Source organism: Thermocatellispora tengchongensis, from assembly GCF_014202315.1.
Lineage (GTDB): Bacteria > Actinomycetota > Actinomycetes > Streptosporangiales > Streptosporangiaceae > Thermocatellispora > Thermocatellispora tengchongensis.
Genome location: NZ_JACHGN010000006.1, coordinates 254,068 through 278,536 on the forward strand (window position 1 = coordinate 254,068; position 24,469 = coordinate 278,536).

The 24,469-nt window shown below is 73.3% G+C and carries 23 protein-coding genes; 12 read left to right on the forward strand and 11 right to left on the reverse strand.

Features of this window, described 5'->3' with window-relative positions; genetic code table 11:
* The first annotated feature begins 67 nt into the window (after nucleotides 1–67).
* Together HNP84_RS15925 and HNP84_RS15930 are read left to right on the forward strand one after the other, a co-directional pair.
* The gene (locus HNP84_RS15925) at nucleotides 68–3,205 is read left to right on the forward strand and encodes an efflux RND transporter permease subunit (RefSeq protein WP_185050485.1); all 3,138 of its coding nucleotides are present in this window, start codon (nucleotides 68–70) and stop codon (nucleotides 3,203–3,205) included.
* Between the two features lie 172 nt (nucleotides 3,206–3,377).
* Nucleotides 3,378–3,650, forward strand: coding sequence for a hypothetical protein (locus tag HNP84_RS15930; protein WP_185050486.1), 273 nt, complete (start codon nucleotides 3,378–3,380; stop codon nucleotides 3,648–3,650).
* Between the two features lie 531 nt (nucleotides 3,651–4,181).
* Here HNP84_RS15930 and HNP84_RS15935 read toward each other — a convergent pair.
* Nucleotides 4,182–5,645 (reverse strand): benzaldehyde dehydrogenase, encoded by a 1,464-nt coding sequence (locus HNP84_RS15935; protein WP_185050487.1) that lies wholly within the window; start codon nucleotides 5,643–5,645, stop codon nucleotides 4,182–4,184.
* Nucleotides 5,646–5,842: 197 nt separating this feature from the next.
* Nucleotides 5,843–6,667, reverse strand: a complete 825-nt coding sequence (locus HNP84_RS15940) for an IclR family transcriptional regulator (RefSeq protein ID WP_312924958.1) — start codon at nucleotides 6,665–6,667, stop codon at nucleotides 5,843–5,845.
* 60 nt (nucleotides 6,668–6,727) lie between these two features.
* Here HNP84_RS15940 and HNP84_RS15945 point away from each other — a divergent pair, with 60 nt between their 5' ends.
* On the forward strand, nucleotides 6,728–8,209 hold the full coding sequence (locus HNP84_RS15945; RefSeq protein ID WP_185050488.1) for an aldehyde dehydrogenase family protein: 1,482 nt from the start codon (nucleotides 6,728–6,730) through the stop codon (nucleotides 8,207–8,209).
* Between the two features lie 20 nt (nucleotides 8,210–8,229).
* Here the strand turns inward: HNP84_RS15945 and HNP84_RS15950 are convergent, their stop codons facing one another.
* The 5 genes from HNP84_RS15950 to HNP84_RS15970 all read right to left on the reverse strand — a co-directional run bounded on the left by HNP84_RS15950 (nucleotide 8,230) and on the right by HNP84_RS15970 (nucleotide 14,635).
* A complete protein-coding gene (locus tag HNP84_RS15950) occupies nucleotides 8,230–9,162 on the reverse strand; it encodes a hypothetical protein (RefSeq protein WP_185050489.1) in 933 nt (310 codons plus the stop codon).
* Nucleotides 9,163–9,210: 48 nt separating this feature from the next.
* A complete protein-coding gene (locus HNP84_RS15955) occupies nucleotides 9,211–11,163 on the reverse strand; it encodes an ABC transporter ATP-binding protein (protein WP_312924960.1) in 1,953 nt (650 codons plus the stop codon).
* The gene (locus HNP84_RS15960; protein ID WP_185050747.1) at nucleotides 11,160–12,896 is read right to left on the reverse strand and encodes an ABC transporter ATP-binding protein; all 1,737 of its coding nucleotides are present in this window, start codon (nucleotides 12,894–12,896) and stop codon (nucleotides 11,160–11,162) included. Before HNP84_RS15960 ends, HNP84_RS15955 begins: the two co-directional genes overlap by 4 nt.
* Nucleotides 12,896–13,492, reverse strand: coding sequence for a TetR/AcrR family transcriptional regulator (locus HNP84_RS15965; protein ID WP_185050490.1), 597 nt, complete (start codon nucleotides 13,490–13,492; stop codon nucleotides 12,896–12,898). The genes HNP84_RS15960 and HNP84_RS15965 overlap by 1 nt, the downstream gene beginning before the upstream one ends.
* A gap of 120 nt (nucleotides 13,493–13,612) precedes the next feature.
* On the reverse strand, nucleotides 13,613–14,635 hold the full coding sequence (locus tag HNP84_RS15970; protein ID WP_185050491.1) for a TerC/Alx family metal homeostasis membrane protein: 1,023 nt from the start codon (nucleotides 14,633–14,635) through the stop codon (nucleotides 13,613–13,615).
* Nucleotides 14,636–15,005: 370 nt separating this feature from the next.
* Here HNP84_RS15970 and HNP84_RS15975 point away from each other — a divergent pair, with 370 nt between their 5' ends.
* The 4 genes from HNP84_RS15975 to HNP84_RS15990 all read left to right on the forward strand — a co-directional run bounded on the left by HNP84_RS15975 (nucleotide 15,006) and on the right by HNP84_RS15990 (nucleotide 17,165).
* Nucleotides 15,006–15,224 (forward strand): hypothetical protein, encoded by a 219-nt coding sequence (locus tag HNP84_RS15975; RefSeq protein WP_185050492.1) that lies wholly within the window; start codon nucleotides 15,006–15,008, stop codon nucleotides 15,222–15,224.
* 54 nt (nucleotides 15,225–15,278) lie between these two features.
* Entirely contained in the window at nucleotides 15,279–16,109 is an 831-nt protein-coding gene (locus HNP84_RS15980; RefSeq protein ID WP_312924965.1) for a MerR family transcriptional regulator, read from the forward strand.
* A gap of 2 nt (nucleotides 16,110–16,111) precedes the next feature.
* On the forward strand, nucleotides 16,112–16,651 hold the full coding sequence (locus HNP84_RS15985) for a GyrI-like domain-containing protein (RefSeq protein WP_185050494.1): 540 nt from the start codon (nucleotides 16,112–16,114) through the stop codon (nucleotides 16,649–16,651).
* 97 nt (nucleotides 16,652–16,748) lie between these two features.
* Nucleotides 16,749–17,165 (forward strand): DUF2795 domain-containing protein, encoded by a 417-nt coding sequence (locus HNP84_RS15990; protein ID WP_185050495.1) that lies wholly within the window; start codon nucleotides 16,749–16,751, stop codon nucleotides 17,163–17,165.
* A gap of 33 nt (nucleotides 17,166–17,198) precedes the next feature.
* Here the strand turns inward: HNP84_RS15990 and HNP84_RS15995 are convergent, their stop codons facing one another.
* From HNP84_RS15995 to HNP84_RS16005, 3 genes are read right to left on the reverse strand one after another with little or no spacing between them, the layout of a single operon-like run.
* Nucleotides 17,199–17,516: a hypothetical protein gene (locus HNP84_RS15995; protein WP_185050496.1), complete on the reverse strand. Its 318-nt coding sequence runs from the start codon at nucleotides 17,514–17,516 to the stop codon at nucleotides 17,199–17,201.
* On the reverse strand, nucleotides 17,513–18,739 hold the full coding sequence (locus tag HNP84_RS16000; RefSeq protein ID WP_185050497.1) for a zinc-dependent alcohol dehydrogenase: 1,227 nt from the start codon (nucleotides 18,737–18,739) through the stop codon (nucleotides 17,513–17,515). Before HNP84_RS16000 ends, HNP84_RS15995 begins: the two co-directional genes overlap by 4 nt.
* On the reverse strand, nucleotides 18,736–19,200 hold the full coding sequence (locus HNP84_RS16005) for a hypothetical protein (protein WP_185050498.1): 465 nt from the start codon (nucleotides 19,198–19,200) through the stop codon (nucleotides 18,736–18,738). The genes HNP84_RS16000 and HNP84_RS16005 overlap by 4 nt, the downstream gene beginning before the upstream one ends.
* A 163-nt stretch (nucleotides 19,201–19,363) precedes the next feature.
* On the opposite strand from HNP84_RS16005, the gene HNP84_RS16010 reads away from it, so the two are divergent.
* The 4 genes from HNP84_RS16010 (at nucleotide 19,364) to HNP84_RS16025 (ending at nucleotide 21,911) form a co-directional block, all read left to right on the forward strand.
* Nucleotides 19,364–19,930, forward strand: coding sequence for a hypothetical protein (locus tag HNP84_RS16010; protein WP_185050499.1), 567 nt, complete (start codon nucleotides 19,364–19,366; stop codon nucleotides 19,928–19,930).
* A 20-nt stretch (nucleotides 19,931–19,950) separates the two neighbouring features.
* Nucleotides 19,951–20,397 carry a DUF421 domain-containing protein gene (locus tag HNP84_RS16015; RefSeq protein WP_185050500.1) on the forward strand — a complete coding sequence of 149 codons (447 nt, stop codon included), beginning with the start codon at nucleotides 19,951–19,953 and terminating at the stop codon, nucleotides 20,395–20,397.
* A 64-nt stretch (nucleotides 20,398–20,461) separates the two neighbouring features.
* On the forward strand, nucleotides 20,462–20,914 hold the full coding sequence (locus tag HNP84_RS16020; protein WP_185050501.1) for a YbhB/YbcL family Raf kinase inhibitor-like protein: 453 nt from the start codon (nucleotides 20,462–20,464) through the stop codon (nucleotides 20,912–20,914).
* A gap of 124 nt (nucleotides 20,915–21,038) precedes the next feature.
* Nucleotides 21,039–21,911, forward strand: a complete 873-nt coding sequence (locus tag HNP84_RS16025) for an RNA polymerase sigma-70 factor (RefSeq protein ID WP_312925045.1) — start codon at nucleotides 21,039–21,041, stop codon at nucleotides 21,909–21,911.
* On the opposite strand, the gene HNP84_RS16030 is transcribed toward HNP84_RS16025, so the two are convergent.
* Nucleotides 21,886–23,079 (reverse strand): NAD(P)/FAD-dependent oxidoreductase, encoded by a 1,194-nt coding sequence (locus HNP84_RS16030; protein ID WP_185050503.1) that lies wholly within the window; start codon nucleotides 23,077–23,079, stop codon nucleotides 21,886–21,888. The two genes, HNP84_RS16025 and HNP84_RS16030, sit on opposite strands and share 26 nt — an antisense overlap.
* 165 nt (nucleotides 23,080–23,244) lie before the next feature.
* On the opposite strand from HNP84_RS16030, the gene HNP84_RS16035 reads away from it, so the two are divergent.
* On the forward strand, nucleotides 23,245–24,168 hold the full coding sequence (locus HNP84_RS16035) for an aminoglycoside phosphotransferase family protein (RefSeq protein WP_185050504.1): 924 nt from the start codon (nucleotides 23,245–23,247) through the stop codon (nucleotides 24,166–24,168).
* The last annotated feature ends 301 nt before the right edge of the window (nucleotides 24,169–24,469 follow it).

Genomic DNA, 24,469 nt, shown 5'->3' on the forward strand with positions numbered 1-24,469 from the left:
CCGCACCCGCCTGCCGCCCTCCCGGCGCGGCCACGGGTGGTCTTCTCCCCTCGGCAGAAAGCAGATCATGGCATTCCTGACCAGACTGAGCCTCGCCAACCGGGCTCTCATGATGCTGGTGGCGCTGGCGGTGACGGCCTTGGGCATCTACGCCGTCCCGTCGCTGAAACAGCAGCTCCTCCCGTCCTTGAGCTTTCCCCAGGTGTCGGTCCTGGCCGGCTACCCCGGCGCCGCGCCGCAGATCGTGGAAGACCAGGTGACGATCCCGCTGGAGGAGGCACTGCGCGGTGTGGACGGCGTCACCCGGGTGACGTCCACCTCGCGTGAGGCGAACGCGTCGGTCCAGGTGTCCTTCGAATACGGCACCGACATCGACGAGGCCCAGGCGAAGGTGCAGCAGGCCGCGGACCGGGTGAGGCTGCCCGACGGCGTGGAGCCGCGCACCGTGGCGGGCAGTTTCGACGATCTTCCGGTGCTGGAGATCGCGGTGGCCTCCACCGCCGACCAGCGGCGGCTGGCCGACAAGCTGAGCGCCGAGGTGGTCCCGGCCCTGACCGCCATCGACGGCGTCAAGGAGGCGTCGGTCACCGGCGTGCGCGACCAGGTCATCGAGATCACGCCCGACGACGGCGAACTCGCCGAGCGGCGCCTGGACGCCTCGGCGATCTCCACCGCCATCCGCAACGCCGGCATCGCCCAGCCCGCCGGCACCCTGACCCGGTCCGGCACCACGTTGAGCGTCCAGGTGGGCAGCCGCTTCGAGTCCGTCGAGGATCTCAGGGACCTCTACCTCACGCCCGCCGCACCGCCCGCCGGCCTGACGCAGGCCGCGCCCCAGGGGCCCGTGAGCGGCACCGCCAAGCCGAAGCCGGTCCGGCTGGGCGACGTCGCCGAGGTGCGGCTCGTCCAGAGCAAGGCCACCTCGCTGACCCGCACCAACGGCACCCCCAGCCTGGGCATCTCCGTCACGATGAAGCCCGACGGCAACGCCGTCTCCCTCTCCCACGAGGTCCGCGCGGCACTGCCCGACCTCACCCGGCGGCTGGGCGGCGACACCAGGCTCACCATCGTCTTCGACCAGGCCCCGGGGGTGGAGAAGTCCATCGAGAGCCTGCTCACCGAAGGTCTGCTCGGCCTGGCCATGGCCGTCCTGGTGATCCTGGTGTTCCTGGTGTCGATCCGCTCCACCGTGGTCACCGCGGTCTCGATCCCGCTGTCGGTGCTGATCGCCCTCATCGCGCTGTGGGCCTGGGACTACTCCCTGAACATGCTCACCCTGGGCGCGCTGACCATCGCGGTCGGCCGCGTGGTGGACGACTCGATCGTGGTGCTGGAGAACATCAAACGCCACCTGTCCTACGGCGAGGGCAAACGCCGGGCCGTGGAGAACGGCGTGCGCGAGGTCGCCGGCGCGGTCACCGCCTCCACCCTGACCACGGTCGCCGTCTTCCTGCCCATCGCCTTCGTCGGCGGGCTCGTCGGCGAGCTGTTCGGTGCCTTCTCCATCACGGTGGCCGTCGCGCTGCTGGCCTCGCTGCTGGTGTCGCTCACCGTCGTCCCCGTGCTGTCCTACTGGTTCCTCAAGGAGCCCCGGCAGGGCGACCGCCGGCAGGCCGAGGAGCACGAACGCGGCACCATCCTGCAGCGGGCGTACATCCCGGTCATCCGCTTCGCCACCCGGCGCCGGCTGTCCACGACGGCCGCCGCCCTGGCCGTCTTCATCGGCACGCTCGCCCTGATCCCCCGCCTGGAGACCAGCTTCATCGACAACGCCGGCCAGAACACCGTCACCATCAACCAGACCCTGCCGCCCGGGACCTCCCTGGCCGGCACCGACGCCCAGGCCAAGCGGGTCGAGAAGATCCTCGCCGAGATCGACGCCATCGAGTCCTACCAGGTCACCGTCGGCGGCACGGACGCCGCCCAGGCCGGCTACAACCTCACCTTGGCCGAGGACAGCGACACCGCCGCGGTCGAGGCCGACCTGCGCAAGCGCATCGGCGCGCTCGACGGCGCCGGAGAGGTGACCGTCGGCGTCAGCGGCGGCTTCGGCGGCGACAACCTGGAAGTCGCCCTGCAGTCCACTGACACCGACGCGCTGCGCCGGGCCGCCGGGACCGTGCAGCAGGCCATGGCGTCCATCCCGGGCCTCACCGAGGTCACCAGCGGCATCGCCGACACCGCTCCGCGCATCGACGTGACCGTCGATCGCGAGAAGGCCGCCGAATCGGGCCTGACCGAGGTCGGGATCGGCCAGGCCGTCGCCCACGCCTTCAGCGGGACCACCCTCACCCAGGTCGTCTTCGACGGCACCACCGCCGACGTCGTGCTCTTCCCCGAGGACGCGCCCGCCTCGCCGGCCGAGATGCGGGACCTGAAGCTGGCCGAAGGCGTCCGGCTGAAGGACGTGGCCACCGTCGAGCAGGTCCAGGGCCCGGTTTCGGTCACCCGCGTGGACGGCGAGCGCAACGTCAGCGTCACCGGCAAGCACACCGGATCCGACCTCGGCGCGGCCAGCGCCGCGCTGAAGACCAAGCTCGACGGCCTGAAGCTGCCGGCCGGCGTCACCTACAGCATCGGCGGTGCCAGCGCCGAGCAGTCCGAGGCCTTCGCCAGCCTCGGCGTGGCCCTGGTCGCGGCGGTGGCGCTGGTGTTCTTCGTCATGGTCGCCACCTTCCGCAGCGTCATCCAGCCGCTGATCCTGCTGGTGTCCATCCCGTTCGCGGCCACCGGCGCGATCGGCCTGCTGCTCATCACGGGCACCCCGCTCGGGCTGGCCGCGATGATCGGCCTGCTGATGCTGATCGGCATCGTCGTCACCAACGCCATCGTGCTGCTGGACCTGATCAACCAGTACCGGCGGCAGGGCATGCCGGTGCAGGAGGCGGTGATCGAGGGCGGTCGCAAGCGCCTGCGCCCCATTCTGATGACCGCCCTGGCCACGATCTTCGCCCTGCTGCCGATGGCCCTGGGCATCACCGGCGGAGGCGGCTTCATCTCCAAGCCGCTGGCCGTGGTCGTCATCGGCGGCCTGATCAGCTCCACCCTGCTGACCCTGGTCCTCGTCCCCGCGCTGTACGCGATGGTCGAGACCCGCAAGGAGAAGCGCCGTAACCGCAGGGCCGGGCAGGACGCCCCGCCCGCCCCTCCCGCCGGCCCGGTCCCGGCCACCCCCGTCTACTCGGAGTCCGGCAGCACGCCCTGATCGCCGCGCTCCACCCGCCGAGACGCGAGACCCCGAAGACCGGGCCGCCGGCCACCTCGCCGGCGGCCCGGTCGCGCGCCCGACCCCGGCCCGCATTACGGCAAGCCGGAAGCCCGGTGAACACTCGCCCACCACCAGGCCGCGAGCCCCGCCCGCGACGTAGAATCCGGGCATGACTCGGCGCAGAGCCTGGGCGTGGTGCGCGGTCGTCGGCGTGGCGGTGCTCACACTGACGGGGTGCGCCACCGACGACGAGATCTTCGTCTCGAACTTCACCGACGCCCACGGCAGGGCGTGCACGTTCGTCTACACCGCCCGGGCGGGCGAGGGCTGGAACAGCAGCACCGACGTCGATGTCAGCCAGCTCGACTGCGAGTATCCCCCCGCCGGCCGCACCCCCGGCCCACCCCGCACCGAACACCTGGAGACCGGCCCTTCCGAGTGACCTCCTGAGCGCCGCCTCTCCGCCCTTCGCAGGGTTGTGCGAGGGGCTCGGGGGAGGGCCGGGCGCGCCCGGATGCGGACGGGCGCCGGCGCGAAAGGTGATCTCATGATGCCTCGGTGAGACCCCCTCCGCGTCGCGGTGCGGATCGACCCGGCGCCGCAGGCCGTGGCCGAGCGCCGGGCCGGGGAGCGGTACCCCGGCGTTCTCGCCTGCCCGGTGGGAAGCGTGATCGCCGACGGTCGGGAGGGCGACCTGACCGGCGGCCCGGCGGCGCTCCGGGTCCGGCCGGCCGCGTCGGCGCCCGGACCGCAGGCGCGGGGTGTTGGTGCCCCGCCGCGCAGACCGAGCTCGCGCGGGCACCGCATCAGGCGTGTCCGGACGAGCTCGACCGGGTCGCCGCCGCCGTCGTGGGCGCGATGGCCGGCGCGGTGAGCGCCGCCACGCCGCCCGGCCCGGGGCGCGAAAGGGTGCGCGATGCGAGCCGGGCGGCCATGACGTGGTCAAGGGGCCCGTTACCGGGCGGGGTGGATGTCAGAACGGGTAGCGGGCCGGTTCGCCGCGCATGGTGATCCAGCGGGTCTCGGTGAACGCCTCGATGTTGGCGGCGGCACCGCCGAAGCGGGAGCCGGTGCCGGACGCGCCTACGCCGCCGAACGGGGCGTTGGCCTCGTCGTTGACCGTCTGGTCGTTGATGTGCACGATGCCGGTGGGGATCTGCTCGGCGACGGCGAGGCCGTGCATCACGTCGCGGGTGACGATGCCGAGCGACAGGCCGTACTCACTGGCCGCGGCCAGCTTGACCGCCTCGTCCACCGACGACACCCGGGTGACCGGGGCGACCGGGCCGAACACCTCCTCGGCGAACGCGGGCGCGGTGAGCGGCGCGTCGGCCAGCACCGTGGGCCGGTAGAACAGGTTCTCGTACGTGCCGCCGGAGGCGACCTTGGCGCCCTGCTCGACGCTGGCGGTGACCATGCCGTGGATCTTGTCGCGCTGCCGGGCGTCGATGACCGGGCCGAGTGCCACGTCGCCGGTGAACGGGTCGCCGACCGGGAGGTGGCCGGCCTTCTCGGCGAGCCGGGCCACGAACTCGTCGTACAGCCGGTCGGAGACCAGGTGGCGGCCGGTCGTCATGCAGATCTGGCCCTGGTGGAAGAACGAGCCCCAGGCGGCCAGGTTGACCGCGGCGTCCACGTCGGCGTCGTCGAGGACGAGCAGCGCGGAGTTGCCGCCGAGCTCCAGGTGGGCGCGCTTGAGGTGCCTGCCGGCCAGCTCGCCGATGCGGCGGCCCACCGGGGTGGAGCCGGTGAAGGAGATGACCCGTACGTTCGGGTCGGTGACCAGGGCCTCGCCGACGCCGGGGCCGCCGGGCAGCATCTGCAGCACGCCGGGCGGGAGGCCGGCCTCCTCGAAGATCCGGGCCATGATCGTGCCGCCGGTGACCGCGGTGCGCGGGTCGGGCTTGAGGATGACCGCGTTGCCGAGGGCGAGCGCCGGCGCGACCGACCGGATGCCGAGGATGATCGGCACGTTGAACGGGGAGATCACGCCCACCACGCCGGCCGGGACGCGCCGCGCCATGGACAGCCGCGGCTGCTCCGACGGCAGCACCTCGCCGATGGCCCGGCTGGGCAGCGACGCCGCCTCGTAGCACTCCTCGGCCGCCACGTGCAGCGCGAAACCGGCCATGCCGGCCACCGCGCCGACCTCGCGGATGTTCCACTCGCGGATCTCGTCGGCGTGCCGCTGCCACAGGTCGCCGGCCCGGCGCAGCACGGCCGCGCGGGCGGTGTGCGGCAGCGCCGCCCACTCCTTGTGCGCCTTGGCGGCCGTCGCCGCGGCCTCGGCGACGTCCTCGGGCGTGGCCAGCCCCATCCGGCCCAGCTCGTCACCGGTGGCCGGCTCGACGACCGGGTAGTCGCCGCCCCGGCCGGCGGTCCACTCGCCGCCCTTGAAGATGTTCCCCTGCCAGGCGATGTCGCCGAGAAGTCCCACAGCCGTTCCCCTTCCTCGTGTCTTCAGCGGCTCGTCCGCGGGTCGGGCTTGAGCACGTCGCCCCGGCGCCGGCGGGCCGCCGGGCGGCGCCGACCTTGGGGGATGCCGGAATGCCGACCCGACCGTACGGTCACCTCAACGCGGGAGCAACAGGCCGTTCCGCAGGTTCGAACGCGATCTGTCGTATCGGAACGCGGCTATGCCGGCGGCCGGTAGCCCAGACGCCGGGAGATCTCGGCCGCGGTACGCCGCAGCGGCCCCTCCAGGCGCCCCGACAGCGCCTCGACGGTGGCCGGCGCCGGCGTCAGGTACACCGCGATGTTGATCGCCGCCACGACCCCGCCGGACCGGTCGCGCACCGGCGCGGCCAGCGACCGCAGGCCCGGGGCGAGCTCCTCGTCGTTGACCGCGACGCCGCTCTGACGGACTCTGGCCAGCGCCGCCAGCAACTGCTCCCGGTTGGTGATCGTCTTGGGGCCCCGGCGCGCCATGTCGGTGTGGTCGAGGATCTGCCGCAGCGCCGCCGGGTCCTTGTACGCCAGCAGCGCCTTGCCCATCGAGGTGCAGTAGGCGGGCAGCCGGGAGCCGACGTGCAGGTTGAGGTCCATGGCCAGGGCGCTGCGCCGCCCGCTGCGCCGGCGGTCCACGTACACGATGTCCGGCCCGTCGCACACCGCCATGCTGACCGTGAACCCGGTCTCGGCGGCCAGCGCCTGCAGCAGCGGCCCGGTGACCCGGGTGAGCTCCATCGAGTCGATCGCGGCGAACCCCAGATCGACCGCGCGCGGGCCGAGGGAGTACTTCCTGGTCTCCGGGTCCTGCTCCAGGAACTCCAGCGCGGTCAGCGTGGCGACGTACCGGTGGGTGGTGCTCTTGTTGAGCCCGGCCGCCCGCGCCAGGTCGGCGATCCCCAGCACGGAGCGGTCCCCGGTGAAGGCCGACAGGATGCGCAGGCCCCGCTCCAGGGACACCGAGTGCGTGGCGGAGGGGGCCCGGCCGCGGGGCTGCTCTTCGTCGGTCACGCAGTCAGCATACGGACCTATAGTTCTACATATTCGAACACAGTGGGAGGAACGGGCCACATGGTCGGGGCGGGGAGCGGCTGGCGCAGGGAGAAGGTCGGGCACTTCATCGGCGGTGAGTGGACGCCCGCCGGCTCCGGCCGCTGGTACCCGAACCTCTCCCCGTGGTCCGGCCACGTGCTCGGACAGGTCGCCGCGGGCGACGCGGAGGACGCGTACCGCGCGATCGAGGCCGCCCATGAGGCGTTCGCCGGCTGGGCCGCGATCCCGCCGTCGCGGCGCCAGCAGATCTTCCTCGGCGCGGCCGGCATCCTGGAGAGCCGCCGCGAGGAGATCCTGCACGCCCTGGCCGCCGAGACCGGCTGCGGCCGGCACTTCGGCGACGTCCAGCTCGGCTTCACGCTCAAGCTGCTGCGCCAGGCCGCCCAGCTCGCCTACCGGCCCACGGGGGAACTGCTCCCGTCGGACGTCGAGGGCACCCAGGCCATGGCCGTACGCCGCCCGGTCGGCGTGGTCGGGGCCATCGCGCCCTGGAACGCCTCGCTCACCCTGTCCGGCCGGGCGATCGTCGGGCCGCTCGCCCTCGGCAACACGGTGGTGCTGAAACCCTCGGAGGAGGCCCCCTACACCGGTGGCGCGCTGTGGGCGGAGATCCTCCAGGAGGCCGGCCTGCCCCCGGGCGCGCTCAACGTCGTCGCCCACGCCCCCGGCGAGGCCGGCGGCATCGGCGACGCCATGCTGGCCAGCCCGCTCGTCAGGCGGATCAACTTCACCGGGTCCACGCCGACCGGAAGGCGCCTGGCCGAGAAGGCCGGCAGGCACCTCAAGCGCGTCGTGCTGCAGCTCAGCGGTCAGAACCCGCTCATCATCGCGCGCGACGCCGACGTCGGGTACGCCGTGGACGCCGCGGCGTACGGCGCGTTCGTCCACCAGGGGCAGGTGTGCATGTGCGCGCGGCGCATCTACGTCGAGCGTCCCCTGGCCGAGGAGTTCGGCGCGCGGTTCGCGGCGAAGGCGGCGGCCCTGCCGGCCGGCGACCCGTCCGACCCGGCGACCGTCGTGGGCCCGGTGATCAACGAATGGGCGCTGGCCCTCCTCGACCGCCGCGTCAACGAGGCCGTCGAGCTCGGCGCCCGCGTCCTGGCCGGCGGGGTCCCCCGGCCGCCGTGCTACCCGGCCACCGTCCTGGCCGGCGTTCCGGACGAGGCCGAGATCGCGCAGGGCGAGACCTTCGGGCCGGTCGTGATCCTGGAGGCCGTCGACTCGGCCGAGGAGGCGGTGGCCCGCGCCAACGCCTCGGACCTGGGCCTGGCCGCCTCGGTCATCACCGGCGACACCCGGCGCGGCCTGCGGCTGGCCGCCAGGCTGGACGCCGGCATCGTCCACGTGAACGACCAGCCGGTCAACGACGAGCCCCAGATGCCCTTCGGCGGCGTCAAGGACACCGGCTGGGGCCGCTTCGGGCTGGGCTTCGCCGCCGAGGAGTTCTGCGACCTGCAGTGGGTCACCGTACGCGACCAGGACCGCGCGTTTCCCTTCTGAAGGCGATCCGTTCGGGGAGATCAGCCCGGTGGGGCGAGCCGTTCCAGATGGGCGCGGACGGTGTCGTGGAGTTCCGCCTGGAGCAGCCCGTTGTCGACGCCGGGAGTGCAGCCCGTCGAGACCCGGACGAGCGCGGGCGGACCGTCCGCGTAGCCGAACACGAGCTGGAACTCGCGGGGCTTCGCATCGGGGATGCCCTGGCACATGTTCTCACTGCGCCGGACGGGCGGGGAGTTCAGCGCCGCCGCGAGTGCCGTGGCCGCCGGCGCGCCGTGCTCGGAGCGGGGAGGGCGCGCGCCGTGCGAGGCGGGCCGCCCGCACACGATGACCGAGACGGGTTCGCCGGGCACCATCCGCTCGTCCTGCCCCCGGCGGCCGGTCGTCTCCCGGCAGGGGTCCTCGGAGCGCACGGGCCGCCACACCCCGGTGCGGTAGGCGGCCGTGACGTGCGACCCGACGTAGGAGCGGCTGGTGAGAGTGCCGTTGGTCGTGTTCACGCACTGGTTGGGCTCCTCGGCGGTGCCGATCCAGAGCGCGTCACCGTCCGGGTAGGCGAACCGGATGAGGTAGTTCGTCATCGGCCCGCCGATCAGCGTGCACGGGCCGGTGGGGGCGACCCGCGCCGCGGGCAGGTAGCCGAGGTCGCGCGCGATCGCCCTGGCCCCCTCGGCCGGGATGATCCGGGACCCGGCGAGCCGTTCGCCCCCGGTGCGTGCGGTGTCGCCGGGGTAGGCGCAGATCATGGCCGCCTCCGGCTCGCCCGGCACCAGTGACTCCCCGGCCCCGCCGGCGCCGGCGGCGGGCACCCAGCCGCCGGCGTCGGTGCCTCCCCAGCGTTGCGGGCAGGATGCGGGGCCGGGGGCCGCCTCGTTCGCCGAGCGTGCGATCGGTACGACCGCCGCGCAGACGGCCAGCGCGCCGGCGGCGGCGCCGATCACGTAGAGAGTCCTCACACGACTAGGACGTCGCTGCTGCGCGATCGGTTCGCGGGCGTTCGCCCTCTAGTCCACCTCCGCCGCGGCCTGGGTGAACTGGGCCGAGTACAGGCGGGCGTAGGCGCCGCCCGCCGTGAGCAGGGACTCGTGGGTGCCCTGCTCGACGATCCGGCCGTTCTCCATGACCAGGATCAGGCTCGCGTCGCGGATCGTGGACAGCCGGTGGGCGATCACGAAGCTGGTGCGGCCCTCGCGCAGTGAGGCCATCGCCCGCTGGATGAGCACCTCGGTGCGGGTGTCGACCGAGCTGGTGGCCTCGTCCAGGATCAGGATCGCCGGCTCGGCCAGGAACGCGCGGGCGATGGTGATGAGCTGCTTCTCGCCCGCGCTGACCGTCGCGCCCTCCTCGTCGATGACCGTGTCGTAGCCGTCGGGCAGGGTGTGCGCGATGCGGTCCACGTGGGCGGCCTGCGCGGCGGCCTCGATCCGTTCGCGGGTGGCGCCCTCGGCCCCGTAGCCGATGTTCTCCGCGATCGTGCCGCCGAACAGCCAGGTGTCCTGCAGCACCATGCCGATGTTCGCGCGCAGTTCCTCCCGGGACATCTCGGCGATGTCCACGCCGTCGAGCGTGATGCGCCCGCCGGTGACCTCGTAGAAGCGCATGATGAGGTTGACCAGCGTCGTCTTGCCCGCTCCCGTGGGGCCGACGATGGCCACGGTCTGGCCGGGCTCCACGGTCAGCGACAGGTTCTCGATCAGCGGCCGGTCCGGCGCGTAGCGGAAGGACACGTTCTCGAACTCCACGCGTCCCCTGATCCGCGCGGGCCGCGCGGGCTCGGCGGGCTCCGCCGACTGCTCCGGGGCCTCCAGCAGCTCGAAGACCCGCTCGGCCGAGGCGACGCCCGACTGCACCAGGCTCGCCATGCCGGCCACCTGGGTCAGCGGCTGGCTGAACTGCCGCGAGTACTGGACGAACGCCTGCACGTCGCCCAGCGAGATCGAGCCCGAGGCCACCTTCAGCCCGCCCACCACGGCGACCAGCACATAGTTGAGGTTGCCGATGAACATCATCGCCGGCTGGATGAGCCCGGAGATGAACTGGGCGCGGAAGCTGGAGGTGAACAGGGCCTGGTTGTGCTCGGTGAAGGTCTCGGCGGCCTCCTTCTGCCTGCCGAACACCTTGACCAGCGAGTGGCCGCCGTACATCTCCTCGATGTGGCCGTTGAGCTTGCCCGTCGAGGACCACTGCTTGATGAACTGCGGCTGCGACCGCTTGCCGACGACCGCGGTGACGTAGATCGACAGCGGCACCGTGACCAGCGCGATGAGCGCCAGGAGCGGCGAGATCCAGAACATCATCGCCAGCACCGCCACGACCGTCAGCACCGACGAGATGAGCTGGCTCATCGTCTGCTGCAAGCTCTGGGCGATGTTGTCGGTGTCGTTGGTGGCGCGGCTGAGGATCTCGCCGCGCGGCTGGCCGTCGAAGTAGCTCAGCGGCAGCCGCGCCAGCTTGGCCTCGATCCGCTCGCGCAGCCGGTACGCCGCCCGCTGCACGACGGTGGTGGTCAGCCGGAACTGCGCGATCCCGAGCAGCGCCGCCAGCAGGTAGACGGCCAGCGCCCAGCCCAGCACGTGGGCGAGCGCGGTGAAGTCGATGCCGTGGCCGGGCACCACGTTCATCGACGAGACCATGTCGGCGAAGGTGTCCTGGCCCTCGGCGCGCAGGCCCGCCACGGCCTGCTCCTTGGTGGTCCCCGCGGGAAGCCGCGCCCCGATGATGCCGGAGAAGATCAGGTCCGTGGCGTGGCCGAGGATCTTGGGACCGATCACGGTCAGCGCGACGCTCGCCGCGCCGAGGATCAGGATGACGGTGAGCAGCGCGCGCTCGGGGCGCAGCAGCCGCAGCACGCGGCGCAGAGTGCCGCCGAAGTCGAGGGCCTTCTCGGCGGGCCCGGACATCATCCGGGCCGGTCCGAAGGCCGGCTGGGGGCGGCGCGGGGGCGCCTGGGCCGTCACGCTGCGGCCTCCTGTTCGGTGAGCTGGGACAGCACGATCTCGCGGTACGTCGGGCAGGTGGTCATGAGCTCGGCGTGGGTGCCGCTGCCGGCCACGCGGCCGTCGTCGAGCACGATGATGCGGTCGGCGTCGCGGATGGTGCTCACGCGCTGGGCCACGATGACGATCGTGGCGTCCGCGATCTCCGTGGCCAGCGCGGCCCGCAGCCGGGCGTCGGTGCCGTAGTCGAGGGCGGAGAAGGAGTCGTCGAACAGGTAGATCTCGGGCCGGTGCACCAGGGTCCTGGCGATGGCCAGCCGCTGGCGCTGGCCGCCGGAGACGTTCGTGCCGCCCTGGGCGATCGGCTCGTCCAGGCCGCCGGGCATCGCCTCGACGAACTCGCGGGCCTGGGCCACCTCCAGGGCCCACCACAGCTCCTCGTCGGTCGCGTCGGGCCTGCCGTACCTGAGGTTGGAGGCGACGGTGCCGGAGAAGAGGTAGGGCGACTGCGGGACCAGGCCGACCGCCCGGGAGAGCACGGCCGGGTCGAGGTCGCGCACGTTGACGCCGTCCACCAGCACCTCGCCGGCGGTCGCGTCGAACAGGCGGGGGATGAGGTTGAGCAGCGTCGTCTTGCCGCTGCCCGTGCTGCCGATGATCGCGGTGGTGCGGCCCGGACGCGCCGTGAAGCTCACGCCGGACAGCACCGGCTCCTCGGCGCCCGGGTAGCGGAAGTCCACCGACCGCAACTCCAGTTCGCCGAGACGCCGTTCCGGGGTGACGGGGCCGGCCGGCGGGTGGACGCTCGGCTCGGTGTCCAGCACCTCCTCGACGCGCTCCGCGCAGACCTCGGCCCGCGGGATCATCATGAACATGAACAGCGCCATCATCACCGACATCAGGATCTGCATCAGGTAGGAGATGACGGCGGTGAGCGCGCCCACCTGCATGGTCCCGTCGGCGATGCGGTGACCGCCGAACCACACCACGGCGACGCTGGAGACGTTCACCACCAGCATGACCGAGGGGAACATCAGCGCCATCAGCCGCCCGACCCGCAGCGACACGTCGGTCAGCTCGTCGTTGGCCACGCCGAAGCGCTCGCGCTCGTGCCGGTCGCGGACGAAGGCCCTGATGACCCGGATGCCGGTGATCTGCTCGCGCAGCACCTGGTTGATCCGGTCGATGCGCTCCTGCATCGCGCGGAAGAGCGGGCGCATCCGCATCACGATCAGGCCCACGATGACGATCATCAGGGGCAGCACGACGAGCAGCAGCGACGACAGCGCCGTGTCCTGGCGCAGCGCCAGCACGATGCCGCCCACGCACATGATCGGCGCGGCCACCATCATCGTGAACGTCATCAGGACGAGCAACTGGATCTGCTGCACGTCGTTGGTGGTCCGGGTGATCAGGGACGGCGGGCCGAACCTGTTGACCTCCTGGGCCGAGAAGTCCTGCACCCGGTGGAAGATCGCGGCCCGCAGGTCCCGGCCCAGGGCCGTGGAGACCCAGGCGCCGTAGTACACGGCCACGATCGAGCAGATGATCTGGACGAGCGTCACACCGAGCATCACCAGCCCGATGCGGACGATGTAACCGGTGTCGCCCTTGACGACGCCGTTGTCGATGATGTCGGCGTTGAGGGTGGGGAGATAGAGCGTGGCCAGCGTCTGCACGAACTGGAAGAGGACGACGAGCGTGATCTCTTTCCCGTACGGTCTGAGCCGGACCCGCAGGAGACGGAGCAGCATCAAGAGGGGCTTTCTGTCGAAGGAGTGGGGGAGGGCCGCACCAGCAGCCCGTCCAGCAGCACGGAAACGATCTCCTCGTCGTCCATGTCGCCGAACTCGCCGCCCTCGCCGAAGCCGCGGTGCACGCTGACCATGATCAGCATGAGCAGGAGCTGCGCCGTGGCCTCGGGGGAGCGGCGCAGCCGGTCGCGGTCGGGCTCGACCAGGGCGGCGAGCGCGGCGAGTATCCGGCGCCGGCCGTCCAGCATCCGCTCGCGGAACCCGGCGTCGTCGGCCATCAGCTCCCTGGGGGCGGTGACGAGGTTGGCGTTGGCGCTCATCCCCGCCCGCAGCGTCGTGACCGCCTCGCGCAGCCGCGCGCGCAGCTCGATCCGCGTGCCGATGGCGGCCAGCGCGTCCACCGCCGGCTGCGGGTCGAACGCGCTCATCAGCGCCGCCCGCAGCAGCGAGGCCTTGTCGGGGAAGACCCCGAAGATCGTGCCCTCGGCCACGCCCGCGGCCTCGGCGATCTGGCGGGTGCTCACCGCGGTGCCGTGCTCGCGCAGCAGGGGGAGCGTGGCGGCGATGAGCGCCGCACGGCGGTCTTCCGGTGCCATGGCCGGCACCCTTCGCCTTCTGGACACGCCGAGCAGCCTAATGAGCGAGCACTCACTCGTTCAACTGATTAACCGCCTGCCACCCGCGCCGCCCGGCCGGGCGGCCGGGCGGCGCGGGTGTCAGTCGCCGATGGGCTCGTTCGCCGATTCGGGGACGGCCTCCTGGCGGCGGTTGGCGTACAGGCTGGTCATGGTGACCGTGACGAGCACCGTGACGATGACGCCGAGCGACATCAGGGTGGGGATCTCCGGCACCCAGGACCAGATGCCGTGGGCCCAGTGCAGGATGAGTTTGACCCCGATGAAGCCCAGGATGACGCTGAGCCCGTGGTTGAGGTGGCGCAGTTTGCTCAGGGCCCCCTGGAGCACGAAGTACAGCGCGCGCAGGCCGAGCAGGGCGAAGGCGTTGGTGGCGAAGACCAGGAAGGGGTCCTCGGTCACGCCGTAGACCGCCGGCACCGAGTCCACGGCGAAGACGATGTCGGTGGCGAAGACGGCCACGGCGGCCAGCGCCAGCGGGGTGAGCGCCAGGCGGCCCTTCTCCCGCACGATCAGCCGCGAGCCCCGGTAGTCGCCGGTGACGGGCACGAAGCGGCGCAGCAGCCGGACGCTGCGCATGGAGGAGACGTCCACCTCCTGCTCGCGCCCGGTCAGCACGTCGCGCAGCAGCTTGCCGGCCGTGACGATCAGGATGGCGCCGAACAGCACGAACGCCCACGTGCCGCTCTGCAGCGCGGCGGCGCCCAGCGCGATGAAGATCGCACGCAGGATCAGCGCCCCGACGATGCCGTACAACAGGACCTGCCGCGCGAGCGCCGAGGGGACCGCGAAGGCCGACAGCAGCAGCATGAACACGAACAGGTTGTCCACCGACAGCGACTTCTCCACGATGAAGCCGGTGTAGAACTCCACCGCCGGGGTGGTGCCGTACGCCCACCACAGGTACGCGCCGAACGCGACGGGCAGCGCCAGGTAGAAGACCGACCAGAGCACCGCCTCGCGCATCCGTACGTCGTGCGGGCGCCGGGTCAGCGCCAGATCCAGGGCCAGCAGCACCACCAGTCCGGCGACGCTGATCGCCCAGAGACTCGGCGAGCCGACGCTGTCGATCGTCAGGGCATGCAGATGTGTTCCCGCGGGCATGGAACCTCCTCGAACGCGACCGGGCCGTTCGAGGTCTCCTTCACCCGCGCCGACGCGGGCGGCCGCCCGGGGACGCGCGGGACGTCCGTACTGACCGGGCCGGCTCTTGGGAAGTACTCCCCTCGCCACGCCCAGGGTAGGCCACATGGGCGATCCGCTCCAGTCCGTTCGCCTCCACAGGGCGTTGACCGGGGGTGCCGCGCGGCGGATAGTGGAGGAAGCGGCAAAGGGGAGTACCCGCGCCATGACACCCTGTCGTCATCACGGCCCGCTCGCACAGAGGCCCGGCAGGGTGGCCCTCCCGGCGGGAGGGTGCGGGAAGACCTTCACCTCGTGGCAGTGCGGCCACGCCAGGCAAAGGAGGCTTCCCATGCCGTTGATCACGGCACTGCTCGAACTCCTCTTCTCCGTCCTGCTGATCCTCTCCATGATCATCACCATGGCCGTGCTGTGGACCGGCCCCCGCCCCCGTGGCACCGGCCGCCGCGGCCCCTTCACCTCCGAGCCCTCGCTGAACGGCCGGCGGGCCCGCGACCACGGCGACGGAGACGAGACCCGGATCTTATGGCTGGAGCGGCCGGCGCACTGACCGCGGGGGAGCCGGTTGGACTCTCCCCCTGTGGGAGGGCCCATGCTGGGGTGCGTGGACGGAGATCTGCTGCCGATCGGGCAGTTCGCCCGGCTGACCCGGCTGAGCGTCAAGCAGTTGCGGCACTACGACGAGCTCGGGCTGCTGGTGCCGGCGTACGTGGACGCCGGTTCCGGTTACCGCTACTACCGGCGCGCGCAGGCCGGGCGGGCGCTGTCGATCGGGCTGCTGCGCTCGCTGGACGTGCCGCTGCCGGTCATCGCCGAGGTGCTGTCGGGTACGACGGGCGCCCTGGACGGGGTGCGCGACGCGCTGGAGGCGGAGCTGGCGCGGCGGCGGCGGACGCTGGCGACGCTGGAGCGCGTGATGACCGAGGGGCTGCCGGCCACGCCCGTACGGGTGGTCACCGAGCCGGCCAGGCAGGTGGCGGTGGTCCGCGAAAGCGCGGCCGGGCCCGCCGACGTGGCACGCGCCACCTCGGCGGCCGTCGCCCGCCTGCTGGGCGCCGTGCCCCTCACCGGCGCGCCGGAGCTGATCGGGCTGTTCCCGGTCGAGCTGGACGACGCCTTCGAGGTGCGCGTCGCGCTCGTCGTCGATCCCGTCGATCCCGTCGATCCCGGCGGCCCTGGCGGCCCCGGCGGCGCGGCCCGGCCGCCTGAGCGGGCGGGTCTCGGCACGGAGGTGCTGCCCGGCGGGGCGTTCGCCTGCGCCACGCACGTCGGTCCGTACGACCAGATCTCTCTCACCGCGCACGCCGTGCTGGCCTGGTGCGCCGAGCGGGGACACCCGCTGCGCGGGCCGATCCGCGAGGTGTACGTCTCCGACCCGGCCACCACCGACCCCGCCCGGCTCGTCACCCACCTGATGATCCCCCTGGAGGACTGAGCATGACCCCGGCGATGACCCCGGCGACGACCCCGACGATCGTCACCCGCGGCCCCGTCACCTGCCTGAGCGTGACCGGCATGGGCGAACCCGACGGCGGCGAGCACAGCGCCGCCGTCCGGGCCCTGTACACCGTGGCCGCCGCCCTGGGCGCCGGCGCCGGCCCGCTGGAGGGCCAGTGGTGGGCGGAGGACGACCGGCCGGCGCTGCAGGTCCCGCGCGAGCAGTGGCGCTGGCACATGCTGCTGCCGCTGCCGGACGCCCCGCGGCAGGAGGGCGCGCTGGAGCGGGCGCGCGAGCAGAGCCGCCCCTCGGGCGCGGCCGTCGACCGGGTGCGTCTGACCGTCGTGACCGAGGGGCAGTGCGTGGAGCTGCTGCACGAGGGCCCGTTCAGCGAGGAGCACCTGTCGCTGAAGATCATGGAGGAGTTCATGGCCGAGCGCGGGCTGACCGTCAACGGCCCGCACCACGAGATCTACCTGACCGCCCTGGACGACCCGGCCCCGCGCACGCTGCTGCGCCAGCCCGTACGCCCCGCCTGAGGCCCCACCTGAGGCCCCTGAGGCCCTGGTTCCCCGCCGTAGTGGTTAGGAGCCGTCCCGCCGGGCAGGCGATGGACGGACCGACAAGGGGGGCCACATGGAACGGGGCAGCGACAAGCACGGGCCGCGTCTGGACGCGCAGCAGAAGCACGAGACCCAGGGCATCGTCCAGGGCGGAGACGACAGCCGGGTGGAGGAGTGGAAGGAGCCGGAGCCCATGGCGGCTCCGGGCGAGGAGGCGCTGGACTCCGGGCCGCGCCCGCCGGCGCACGAGCCGGGCTCGCCGGAGGGCATGAGCCCGGAGGAGGTGGACAGCCGCAGCAACGTGGCCAGGTGGGTCAGCGGCACGCACGCGTTCCCGGCCGCCCGCCAGGCGCTGCTGGAGCGGGCGGAGTCGCTGTCGGCGCCGGAGCCGATCCTGGCCGCGCTGCGGTCACTGCCCGACCGGACCTACCAGAACATGGAGGACATCGCCCACGAGCTGGGCTTCGGCGGCACCGGCCAGCGCGACTAGCCGGGCACCCGCCCGGCGGGGGACGGCCGGCGGTCACCTGTGGCGGGGGCGGCGCGGGGACGTCCTCGTCCAGGTGCCGCTCCAGCCGCGGTGCGAGCGCCGTCCCGATGCGGCCACGCAGCGGGGGCACACCCGTCCCACCTCCTCGGCCGCGCCGCCCGACTCGGGGAACACGTCCGGCCACCGCACGTGATGGAACCGGAGCAGCCCGGACCGGCTGAGGGCCAGCCCGCACAGCGTCTGGTTGGTCCCCGGGTACCAGGCGTGCACCTCGCCCGAGGGCAGCCGCATCCCGTCGTCGCCCCGCCACTGCCCGGAGGCCGCGACCGACGGCTCACCGCGGCGGATCATCGCGGCGCGTCCGCGGTCGCCGGCTCGGACGCGGCCTGGGACGACGCGGGGTGGGACCCGGGGTGGAACACGGCCCGGACGCATCCGTCCCGCTTCTCCTTGAACAGCTCGTAGCCCTTCGGGCCGTCCTGCAACGGCAGCGGATGGGTGAGCAGGTGCGAGGCGTCGATGTCGCCCTGGCGCATGCGGTCCAGGATCATCGGGATGTAGCGCTGGCCGTGCTGCTGGCCGCTGCGCAGCGTCAGGCCCTTGTTCATCACCGCGCCCATCGGGAACTTGTCCACCACGCCGAGGTAGACGCCCAGGACGGAGACCGTGCCGCCCTTGCGGCAGGCGTGGACGGCCTGCCGCAACGCCAGGCCCCGATCGGTCTGCAGGCGCGTCGCCTGCTTGACCCGGTCGTAGGCGTACTGGGCCCCCGTCCCGTGGCTCTCCATGCCGACCGCCTCGATGCACACGTCGGGCCCGCGCCCGCCGGTCAGCTCCTTGAGCGCGTCCAGCACGTCCACCCGCCGGTAGTCGAGCGTCTGCGCGCCGATGCCCTCCGCCATGGCCAGCCGCTCCGGGAACCGGTCGATGGCGATCACCCGCTCCGCGCCCATGCGCAGCGACGCCAGGGCGGCCATCTGGCCGACGCCGCCGCATCCCCACACGGCCACCACGTCGCCGGGCCCCACTCCGCCCATGTCGGCGCCCATCCATCCGGTGGGCACGGCGTCGGAGGCGAACACCGCGCTGGAGTCGGGGACGTTCTCGGGCACCGGGAAGGCGTTCACGTCCGCGTACGGCACCCGTACGTACTCGGCGTGGCTGCCCGCGAAGCCGCCCATGGCGTGCGAGTATCCGAAGATCCCCGCGGTGGCGTGCCCGATCAGCTTCTCCAGGAAGCCGGGATCGGGGTTGGTGTTGTCGCACAGCGACCACAGCCCCTCCAGGCAGTAGCGGCAGCGCCCGCAGCCGATGATGGAGCACACCGTCACCCGCTCGCCGACCCGCCGCTCGCGCACGTCGGGCCCGACCTCGACCACCTCCCCGACGAACTCGTGCCCGAGCACGTCCCCGGCCATCACCGTGGGCACGTACCCGTCCAGCAGGTGCAGGTCCGAGCCGCACACCGAGCTGGCGGTGACCCGGATCAGCGCGTCCTGGCGGTTGAGCAGCCGCGGCTCGGGCACGTCCTCCACGGCCACCTGGTTCACGCCCGTCCAGCACAGCGCCTTCATCGCGCACCCCTCCTCGCGAGCCGCCGGAACACCGGCAGGGCGGCGCGGCCGAGCATGGTGCGGCGCCCTTCCGGCTGCCCCTCCACCACGAGCACCTCGCCGGTCTCCAGCAGTTGCTTCAGCGCCCGCACCTCTTCCCTGGTCCTGCCGTCGGCGGCGGCGACCGCGATCTCGGCGCCCCGCCCGCCGGGAGCGGGGGTGACGCGCACGTCGTGCCGCTCGGCCAGCCTGGCCAGCACGTCGGGCCGGTCCGGTCCCGTCAGCTCGGCCGGGTCGGCCTGGACCGTGACGGCGTACCAGGTGGACTGCCGGGGCCTCGCCGGACGGGCCCGCCGTGCCGCCACGGCACCCGCCGCGGCCGCGGCGGCCCCCAGCAGGAGCAGGCCGTTACGCCCCCGGTGCGTCCTCCCGCGCGCGGCGGGCCGTCGCAGGGGCGCGAGCGGCATCAGGGACGCGGGCATCGCTCTGGTGGATGTGGCTTTCATGCCCGGCGGCTGCCCGTCGCCGGCCTCGGCAAACGCCTCCGCGCGCCTCGTCCGGCCCCCGCGGCGTTCGCGATCCTGGACCGGTCGCGCCAGGTGTCGCGCCAGGTGTGGAGGTCTGGGGTCCGGGTAGGCGGCGGGCATGGTGAAACGCGTGTTGTGGCAGGGCCTGGCCGCCGGAGCCGCCGGGGCCGCGGCGATGACCCTGGGCGAGAAGGCCGAGCAGCGGCTGACCGGCCGGCCGGACTCCTACGTCCCGGCCCGGGCGCTCGAACGGAGCACCGGCATGGGGGAACACCACGGGACGCGGTCCCGCCAGGTGAATCTCGCCATGCACCTCGGGCAGGGCGTCCTGCTCGGCGTGCTCCGTTCGGTCATGGCCCGGGTGGGGCTGCGCGGGCCGTGGGCCTCGGCCATGTTCACCGTGGTGAGGCTGACCAACGACCAGATCATCGAGAACGCCACCGGCGTCGGCGCCCCGCCGCAGACGTGGCCGAAGAGGGAACTGGCCGTGGACGTGCTGCACAAGTCGGTCTACGGATTCGTCACCGGCGCCGTCGCCGACATCCTCGCCGCGCGCGGCGGTCCCGGCCCCGGGCAACGCCACGCCGCCATCCGTCCCGGCCGTCACGCCGGCGTCGGGCCGCTGCCGCGACGGGACTCCTTCGGCCGGCGCGCGTCCAGGTCGCCGGCCCGTTCCGGCGGCTGATCCGCCTCTGGGGGAACGACATGGACGCGGTCCTGCGGGCGGCGGCGATCTATGTGGCGCTGCTGGTCATCTTCCGCGTCAGCGGCAAGCGGACGCTGGCTCAGGTGACCACGTTCGACTTCGTGCTGCTGCTGATCATCTCCGAGGCCACCCAGCAGGCGCTGCTCGGCGAGGACTTCTCGGTCACCATGGCCCTGCTGGTCATCCTCACCCTGGTCGGGCTGGACCGGCTGGCGGACTTCCTCGGCTGGCGGTTCCCGCGCGTGGGCAAGGTGATCGACGGCACGCCGGTGGTGCTGATCGAGCGGGGCCGGCTGCTGGAGGACCGGATGCGCCAGCACCACCTGGACATCGACCTGGTGCTCCAGGAAGCGCGCACCAATCAGGGCATCCGCAGCGCGGACGAAATCGACTACGCGATCCTGGAACGCTCGGGCGCCATCAGCGTGATCCCGAAGAAGAACTGATCGCGGAGGGCCGTCGGGGGCGCCGCGCCGGTGTCGAACCCCGCTCCCGGGGAAGCGGTCGGGCATGGCTGGGATAACGCTACGCAGCACCGCCTTCAACGACCACGCGATGATCCCGCGCACGTACTCGCACGAGGCCGGGGACGTCTCGCCGCCGCTGCAGTGGGCCGATGTGCCCGGCGGGACGGCCGAGCTGGCGCTGCTGTGCGAAGACCCGGACGCCCCGGGCGGCACGTTCACGCACTGGCTGGTGGCCGGCATCCCGCCCGAGACCTCGGGACTGGACGCGGGCGCCGAACTGGGGGAGTACGTCGTCGGCCGCAACGACTTCGGCGACCTGGGATACGGCGGCCCGCACCCGCCGCCGGGCGACGACCCGCACCGGTACTTCTTCCGCCTGTACGCCTTCGCCGCGCCGACCGGGCTGGCCGAGGGCTTCTCCGCCGAGGACTTCAAGAGCGCGGCCAAGGCGGACGTGCTGGCTTCGGGCACCCTGGTCGGCACCTACGGCCGCTGACCGCCGCCGGCCGCTTCCGCGCGCCACCGCCGGCGGCTCACCCCGGCCCGGCTTCCGCCCCTCGGCCGGCTCGTGCGACGATCCATGTCGTCTGCCGCTGGATCGGAGTGAAGCATTGACCGCCGTGGACGTCCCCGAGGCGACCAGGATCTTCGACGAGCACCGGGGCCGGTTGCACGCCATCGCCTACCGTATGCTCGGCCGCGTCGGCGACGCCGAGGACGTGGTGCAGGACGCCTGGCTGCGCTGGTCCGGCACCGACGCCACCGCCGTGGCCGACCCCGAGGCGTACCTGGTGCGCGTCGTGACGCGCCTGGCGATCGACCGGCTGCGCAGCGCCCAGGCGCGCCGGGAGCGGTACGTCGGCCCGTGGCTGCCCGAGCCCATGGTCACCGGCCCCGACGTCGCGGAGGAGGTGGCGCGGGCCGACACGGTCTCGACCGCCATGCTGGTGCTCCTGGAATCGCTGTCGCCGCTGGAGCGGGCGGTCTTCGTGCTGCGCGAGGCGTTCGGCTACGCCTACGCGGAGATCGCCGAGATGGTCGATCGCAGCGAGGCGTCGGTGCGCCAGACCGCCCGCCGGGCGCGGGAGCACGTCGAGCACCGGCGCGTCCGCTACGACACCGACCGCGCCACCCGCGACGAGGTCACCCGGCGGTTCCTCGCCGCGGCGGCGGGCGGCGACCTCGCCGGGCTGATGGCCGTGCTGGCGCCGGACGTGACGCTGGTCAGCGACGGCGGCGGCAAGGCGCCCGCGCCGCGCAAGGCCATCGTGGGCCTGGAACCGGTGGCGTGGGCGCTGGTGACGTTCGCCGGCCGGATGCCCGCCGAGCCGCGCACCGAGATCGTGGAGCTGAACGGCGGGCCGGGCATCGTGGTCTACTCCGGTACGACCCCGGCCGTCGCGCTCACGCTGCACCTCGTCGATGGCGCGGTGCACACCATCCATCTGATCAGCAACCCGGACAAGCTCACCGGCCTGCGGCCGGCCGGTTAGCCCGCCCGCCGGTGCGGCTCAGGAGCCGGATCGGGATCACGGTCCGCCGCGAGAGGCGGTAGAGCCCGGCCGGGCTGCTGGTCACCGCCTCCTTGTACGCCACCGCCGCCCGGCCCGTCAGGTGCCACGGGCCCGGCGAGTCGTCCGGGCGGGTGAACTGGATGACCGCGTCCCGCCGGCCGAGGCTGACCGGCTGGTGGAAGTACCCGAACCGGAACGGCCGCGGCTTCTTGCCGCGCAGCCTGCGGGCGATGGCGTCGGCGGCGTGCATGCCGGCCGGTATGCCGCTCTGGCAAGTGCCGTGGATCTCGCCCCAGCCCTGCCGGACGGCGGCGGCGTCGCCGACGGCGTACACGGACGGGTGCGAGACCGACGCCAGCGTGGCGTCCACCACGACCCGGCCCCGGGCGTCCACGGTCAGGCCCGCCTCCCGGGCCAGCGGCGCGGCGACCACGCCGGCGGTCCACAGGCAGGCGTCCGCGGGCACCAGCTCGCCGCCGCCCAGCTCCACCGCGTCGGGCAGCACCTTGGTGATCTCGACGCCGGCGCGCACCTCCACGCCGAGCCGGTCCAGCGCGCGGCGCAGATAGCGGCGGGCCCGGTGCCCCATCATCGAGCCCGGCTCGGCGTGGCCGAGCAGCACCACGCGCAGGCCCGGGTGGCTCTCGGCGATCTCCGCCGCGGCCTCCACCCCGGTCAGCCCGGAGCCGGCCACGGCGACCGTGCCGCCGCCCCGGCGCGTCAGCTCGGCCAGCCGCCCGGCGAGACGTCCCGCCGCCTCCGGGCCGTCCAGCGTGTACGCGTGCGCGTCCACCCCCGGCACCGTGCCGGTGTCGGTGACGGCGCCCACCGCGTACACCAGGTAGTCGTAGGCCAGCAGCCGCTCCCCGCCGGCGTCCTCGACGTGGACCTCACGCCGCTCCGCGTCGATGCGCGTGGCCCGGCCCCGCACGAACTCGGCGCCGCCGCCGTCCAGCAGCGCGGGGATCCGGAGGCCGGCCAGGGGCTGGCCGGCGGCGAGCTGGTGCAGCCGCAGCCGCTCGGTGAACCGGTCGGACGGGTTGACCAGGATCACCCGGGCGCCGGCGCGGCGGGTGCGCCGGGCCAGCCGGACCGCGCTAATGACGCCGGTGTAGCCGCCACCGAGTACGACGATCGTGGGTGTCATGACTCCTCCTCAAGCCGGCGCCCTCGGCCGGGCGCCTTCACCCCCACGGACGGGACGGGCGCCGCCGGCGTGAGCCGGGAGGAGTGTGAAGCAGATCACACCCGGATGCGTCCCGTCCAAGGCCACGTGGACCGGGTGGTGGTGGCGTCGGCTATCGTCTCCAGCGTGATCACGGCTGAGCTGGCCCGGAACGTCGTGGGCGTGTGGGGCGACGACGGCGCCCGATGGCTCAGGGAGCTGCCCTCCATCCTGGACGCCGTGGCCCGCGACTGGGAGCTGACGGTGGGGGAGCCGTACGAGCTGTCCTACCACTACGTCACCCGGGTCGTCCTCGGCGACGGCACACCGGCCGTGCTGAAGCTGGGCGTGCCGGGCGCGCACTCGCTCGCCGAGGAGGCCCCGGCGCTGGCCGCGTTCGGCGGGCGCGGGGCGGTCCGGCTGCTGCGGGCCGGCCTGGACCGCGGCGCGCTGCTGCTGGAACGCGTCACCCCGGGGCGGCGCCTGCGCGACCTGGTGCCCGGCCGCGACGCCGAGGCGACGTCGGCGCTGGCCGCCGTGATGCGGCGCCTGCACGTCCCGCCGCCGCCCGGCTGCCCGATTCCCGACGCGTCGTCGCAGGTCACGGCGTTCGACGAGTACGCGGCCCGATTCGGGGAGCACGGGCCGCTGCCGCTGGACCTCGTGGTGCGCGCGGGCGGGCTGATGCGCGAGCTGTGCGCGTCGGCCACCGGACGCGTCGTCCTGCACGGCGACCTGCACCACGACAACGTCCTGGCCGCGACCCGCGAGCCGTGGCTGGCCATCGACCCGCACGGCCTGGTCGGCGACCCGGGCTACGACACCGGCACGCTGCTGCACAACCCGGAGCCGGACGACCGGGACGAGGCGCTGACCGCGCTGGTCCCGGCGCGGGCCGAGCAGTTGGCCGACGAGCTGGCCATGCCGCTGGACCGCGTGGTGGCCTGGGGGTTCGTCAAGGCGGTGATGTCGGATGTGTGGACGGCCGAGGACTGGACGCCCGGCGCCGGCCGGTTCCCGGTCAGCCGCGCCTTCGACGTGGCCCGGCTGCTGCTGCCCCGCCTGCCGTAGCGCGCGGGGCCGGGATCGGGGTTTGGTGGGGTCGGCGGGCGGGGCCGCGGAGCCCATTCCGGGCCCCGCCCGCCTGCTGCCGGGGCGGCGCGCCATCGCCGGGTCCGCCGCCGGCAGGACCGGGGGACGCGCCTGACACGCCGTGCTCAGCGCGTCAGGCACGTCCGTGCTCAGCACCTGCTCAGCACCTGCTCAGTTCCGTCTCAGCGCTGAAGCACTGTGCTCAGCACTGCCGGCACTGTGCTCAGCACTGCCGGCACTGTGCTCAGCACTGTGAGCACTGTGCTCAGCACTGTGAGCA

Coding starts and splice junctions, on each gene's coding strand:
- HNP84_RS15990 (WP_185050495.1), top strand. CDS start 16,749: ATGGAACGGGGCAGCGACAAGCACGGGCCGCGTCTGGACGCGCAGCAG.
- HNP84_RS15970 (WP_185050491.1), bottom strand. CDS start 14,635: ATGCCCGCGGGAACACATCTGCATGCCCTGACGATCGACAGCGTCGGC.
- HNP84_RS15960 (WP_185050747.1), bottom strand. CDS start 12,896: ATGCTGCTCCGTCTCCTGCGGGTCCGGCTCAGACCGTACGGGAAAGAG.
- HNP84_RS15985 (WP_185050494.1), top strand. CDS start 16,112: ATGACCCCGGCGATGACCCCGGCGACGACCCCGACGATCGTCACCCGC.
- HNP84_RS16020 (WP_185050501.1), top strand. CDS start 20,462: ATGGCTGGGATAACGCTACGCAGCACCGCCTTCAACGACCACGCGATG.
- HNP84_RS15975 (WP_185050492.1), top strand. CDS start 15,006: ATGCCGTTGATCACGGCACTGCTCGAACTCCTCTTCTCCGTCCTGCTG.
- HNP84_RS15965 (WP_185050490.1), bottom strand. CDS start 13,492: ATGGCACCGGAAGACCGCCGTGCGGCGCTCATCGCCGCCACGCTCCCC.
- HNP84_RS15945 (WP_185050488.1), top strand. CDS start 6,728: ATGGTCGGGGCGGGGAGCGGCTGGCGCAGGGAGAAGGTCGGGCACTTC.
- HNP84_RS16030 (WP_185050503.1), bottom strand. CDS start 23,079: ATGACACCCACGATCGTCGTACTCGGTGGCGGCTACACCGGCGTCATT.
- HNP84_RS16000 (WP_185050497.1), bottom strand. CDS start 18,739: ATGAAGGCGCTGTGCTGGACGGGCGTGAACCAGGTGGCCGTGGAGGAC.
- HNP84_RS16005 (WP_185050498.1), bottom strand. CDS start 19,200: ATGCCCGCGTCCCTGATGCCGCTCGCGCCCCTGCGACGGCCCGCCGCG.
- HNP84_RS15930 (WP_185050486.1), top strand. CDS start 3,378: ATGACTCGGCGCAGAGCCTGGGCGTGGTGCGCGGTCGTCGGCGTGGCG.
- HNP84_RS16015 (WP_185050500.1), top strand. CDS start 19,951: ATGGACGCGGTCCTGCGGGCGGCGGCGATCTATGTGGCGCTGCTGGTC.
- HNP84_RS15925 (WP_185050485.1), top strand. CDS start 68: ATGGCATTCCTGACCAGACTGAGCCTCGCCAACCGGGCTCTCATGATG.
- HNP84_RS15995 (WP_185050496.1), bottom strand. CDS start 17,516: ATGATCCGCCGCGGTGAGCCGTCGGTCGCGGCCTCCGGGCAGTGGCGG.
- HNP84_RS16010 (WP_185050499.1), top strand. CDS start 19,364: ATGGTGAAACGCGTGTTGTGGCAGGGCCTGGCCGCCGGAGCCGCCGGG.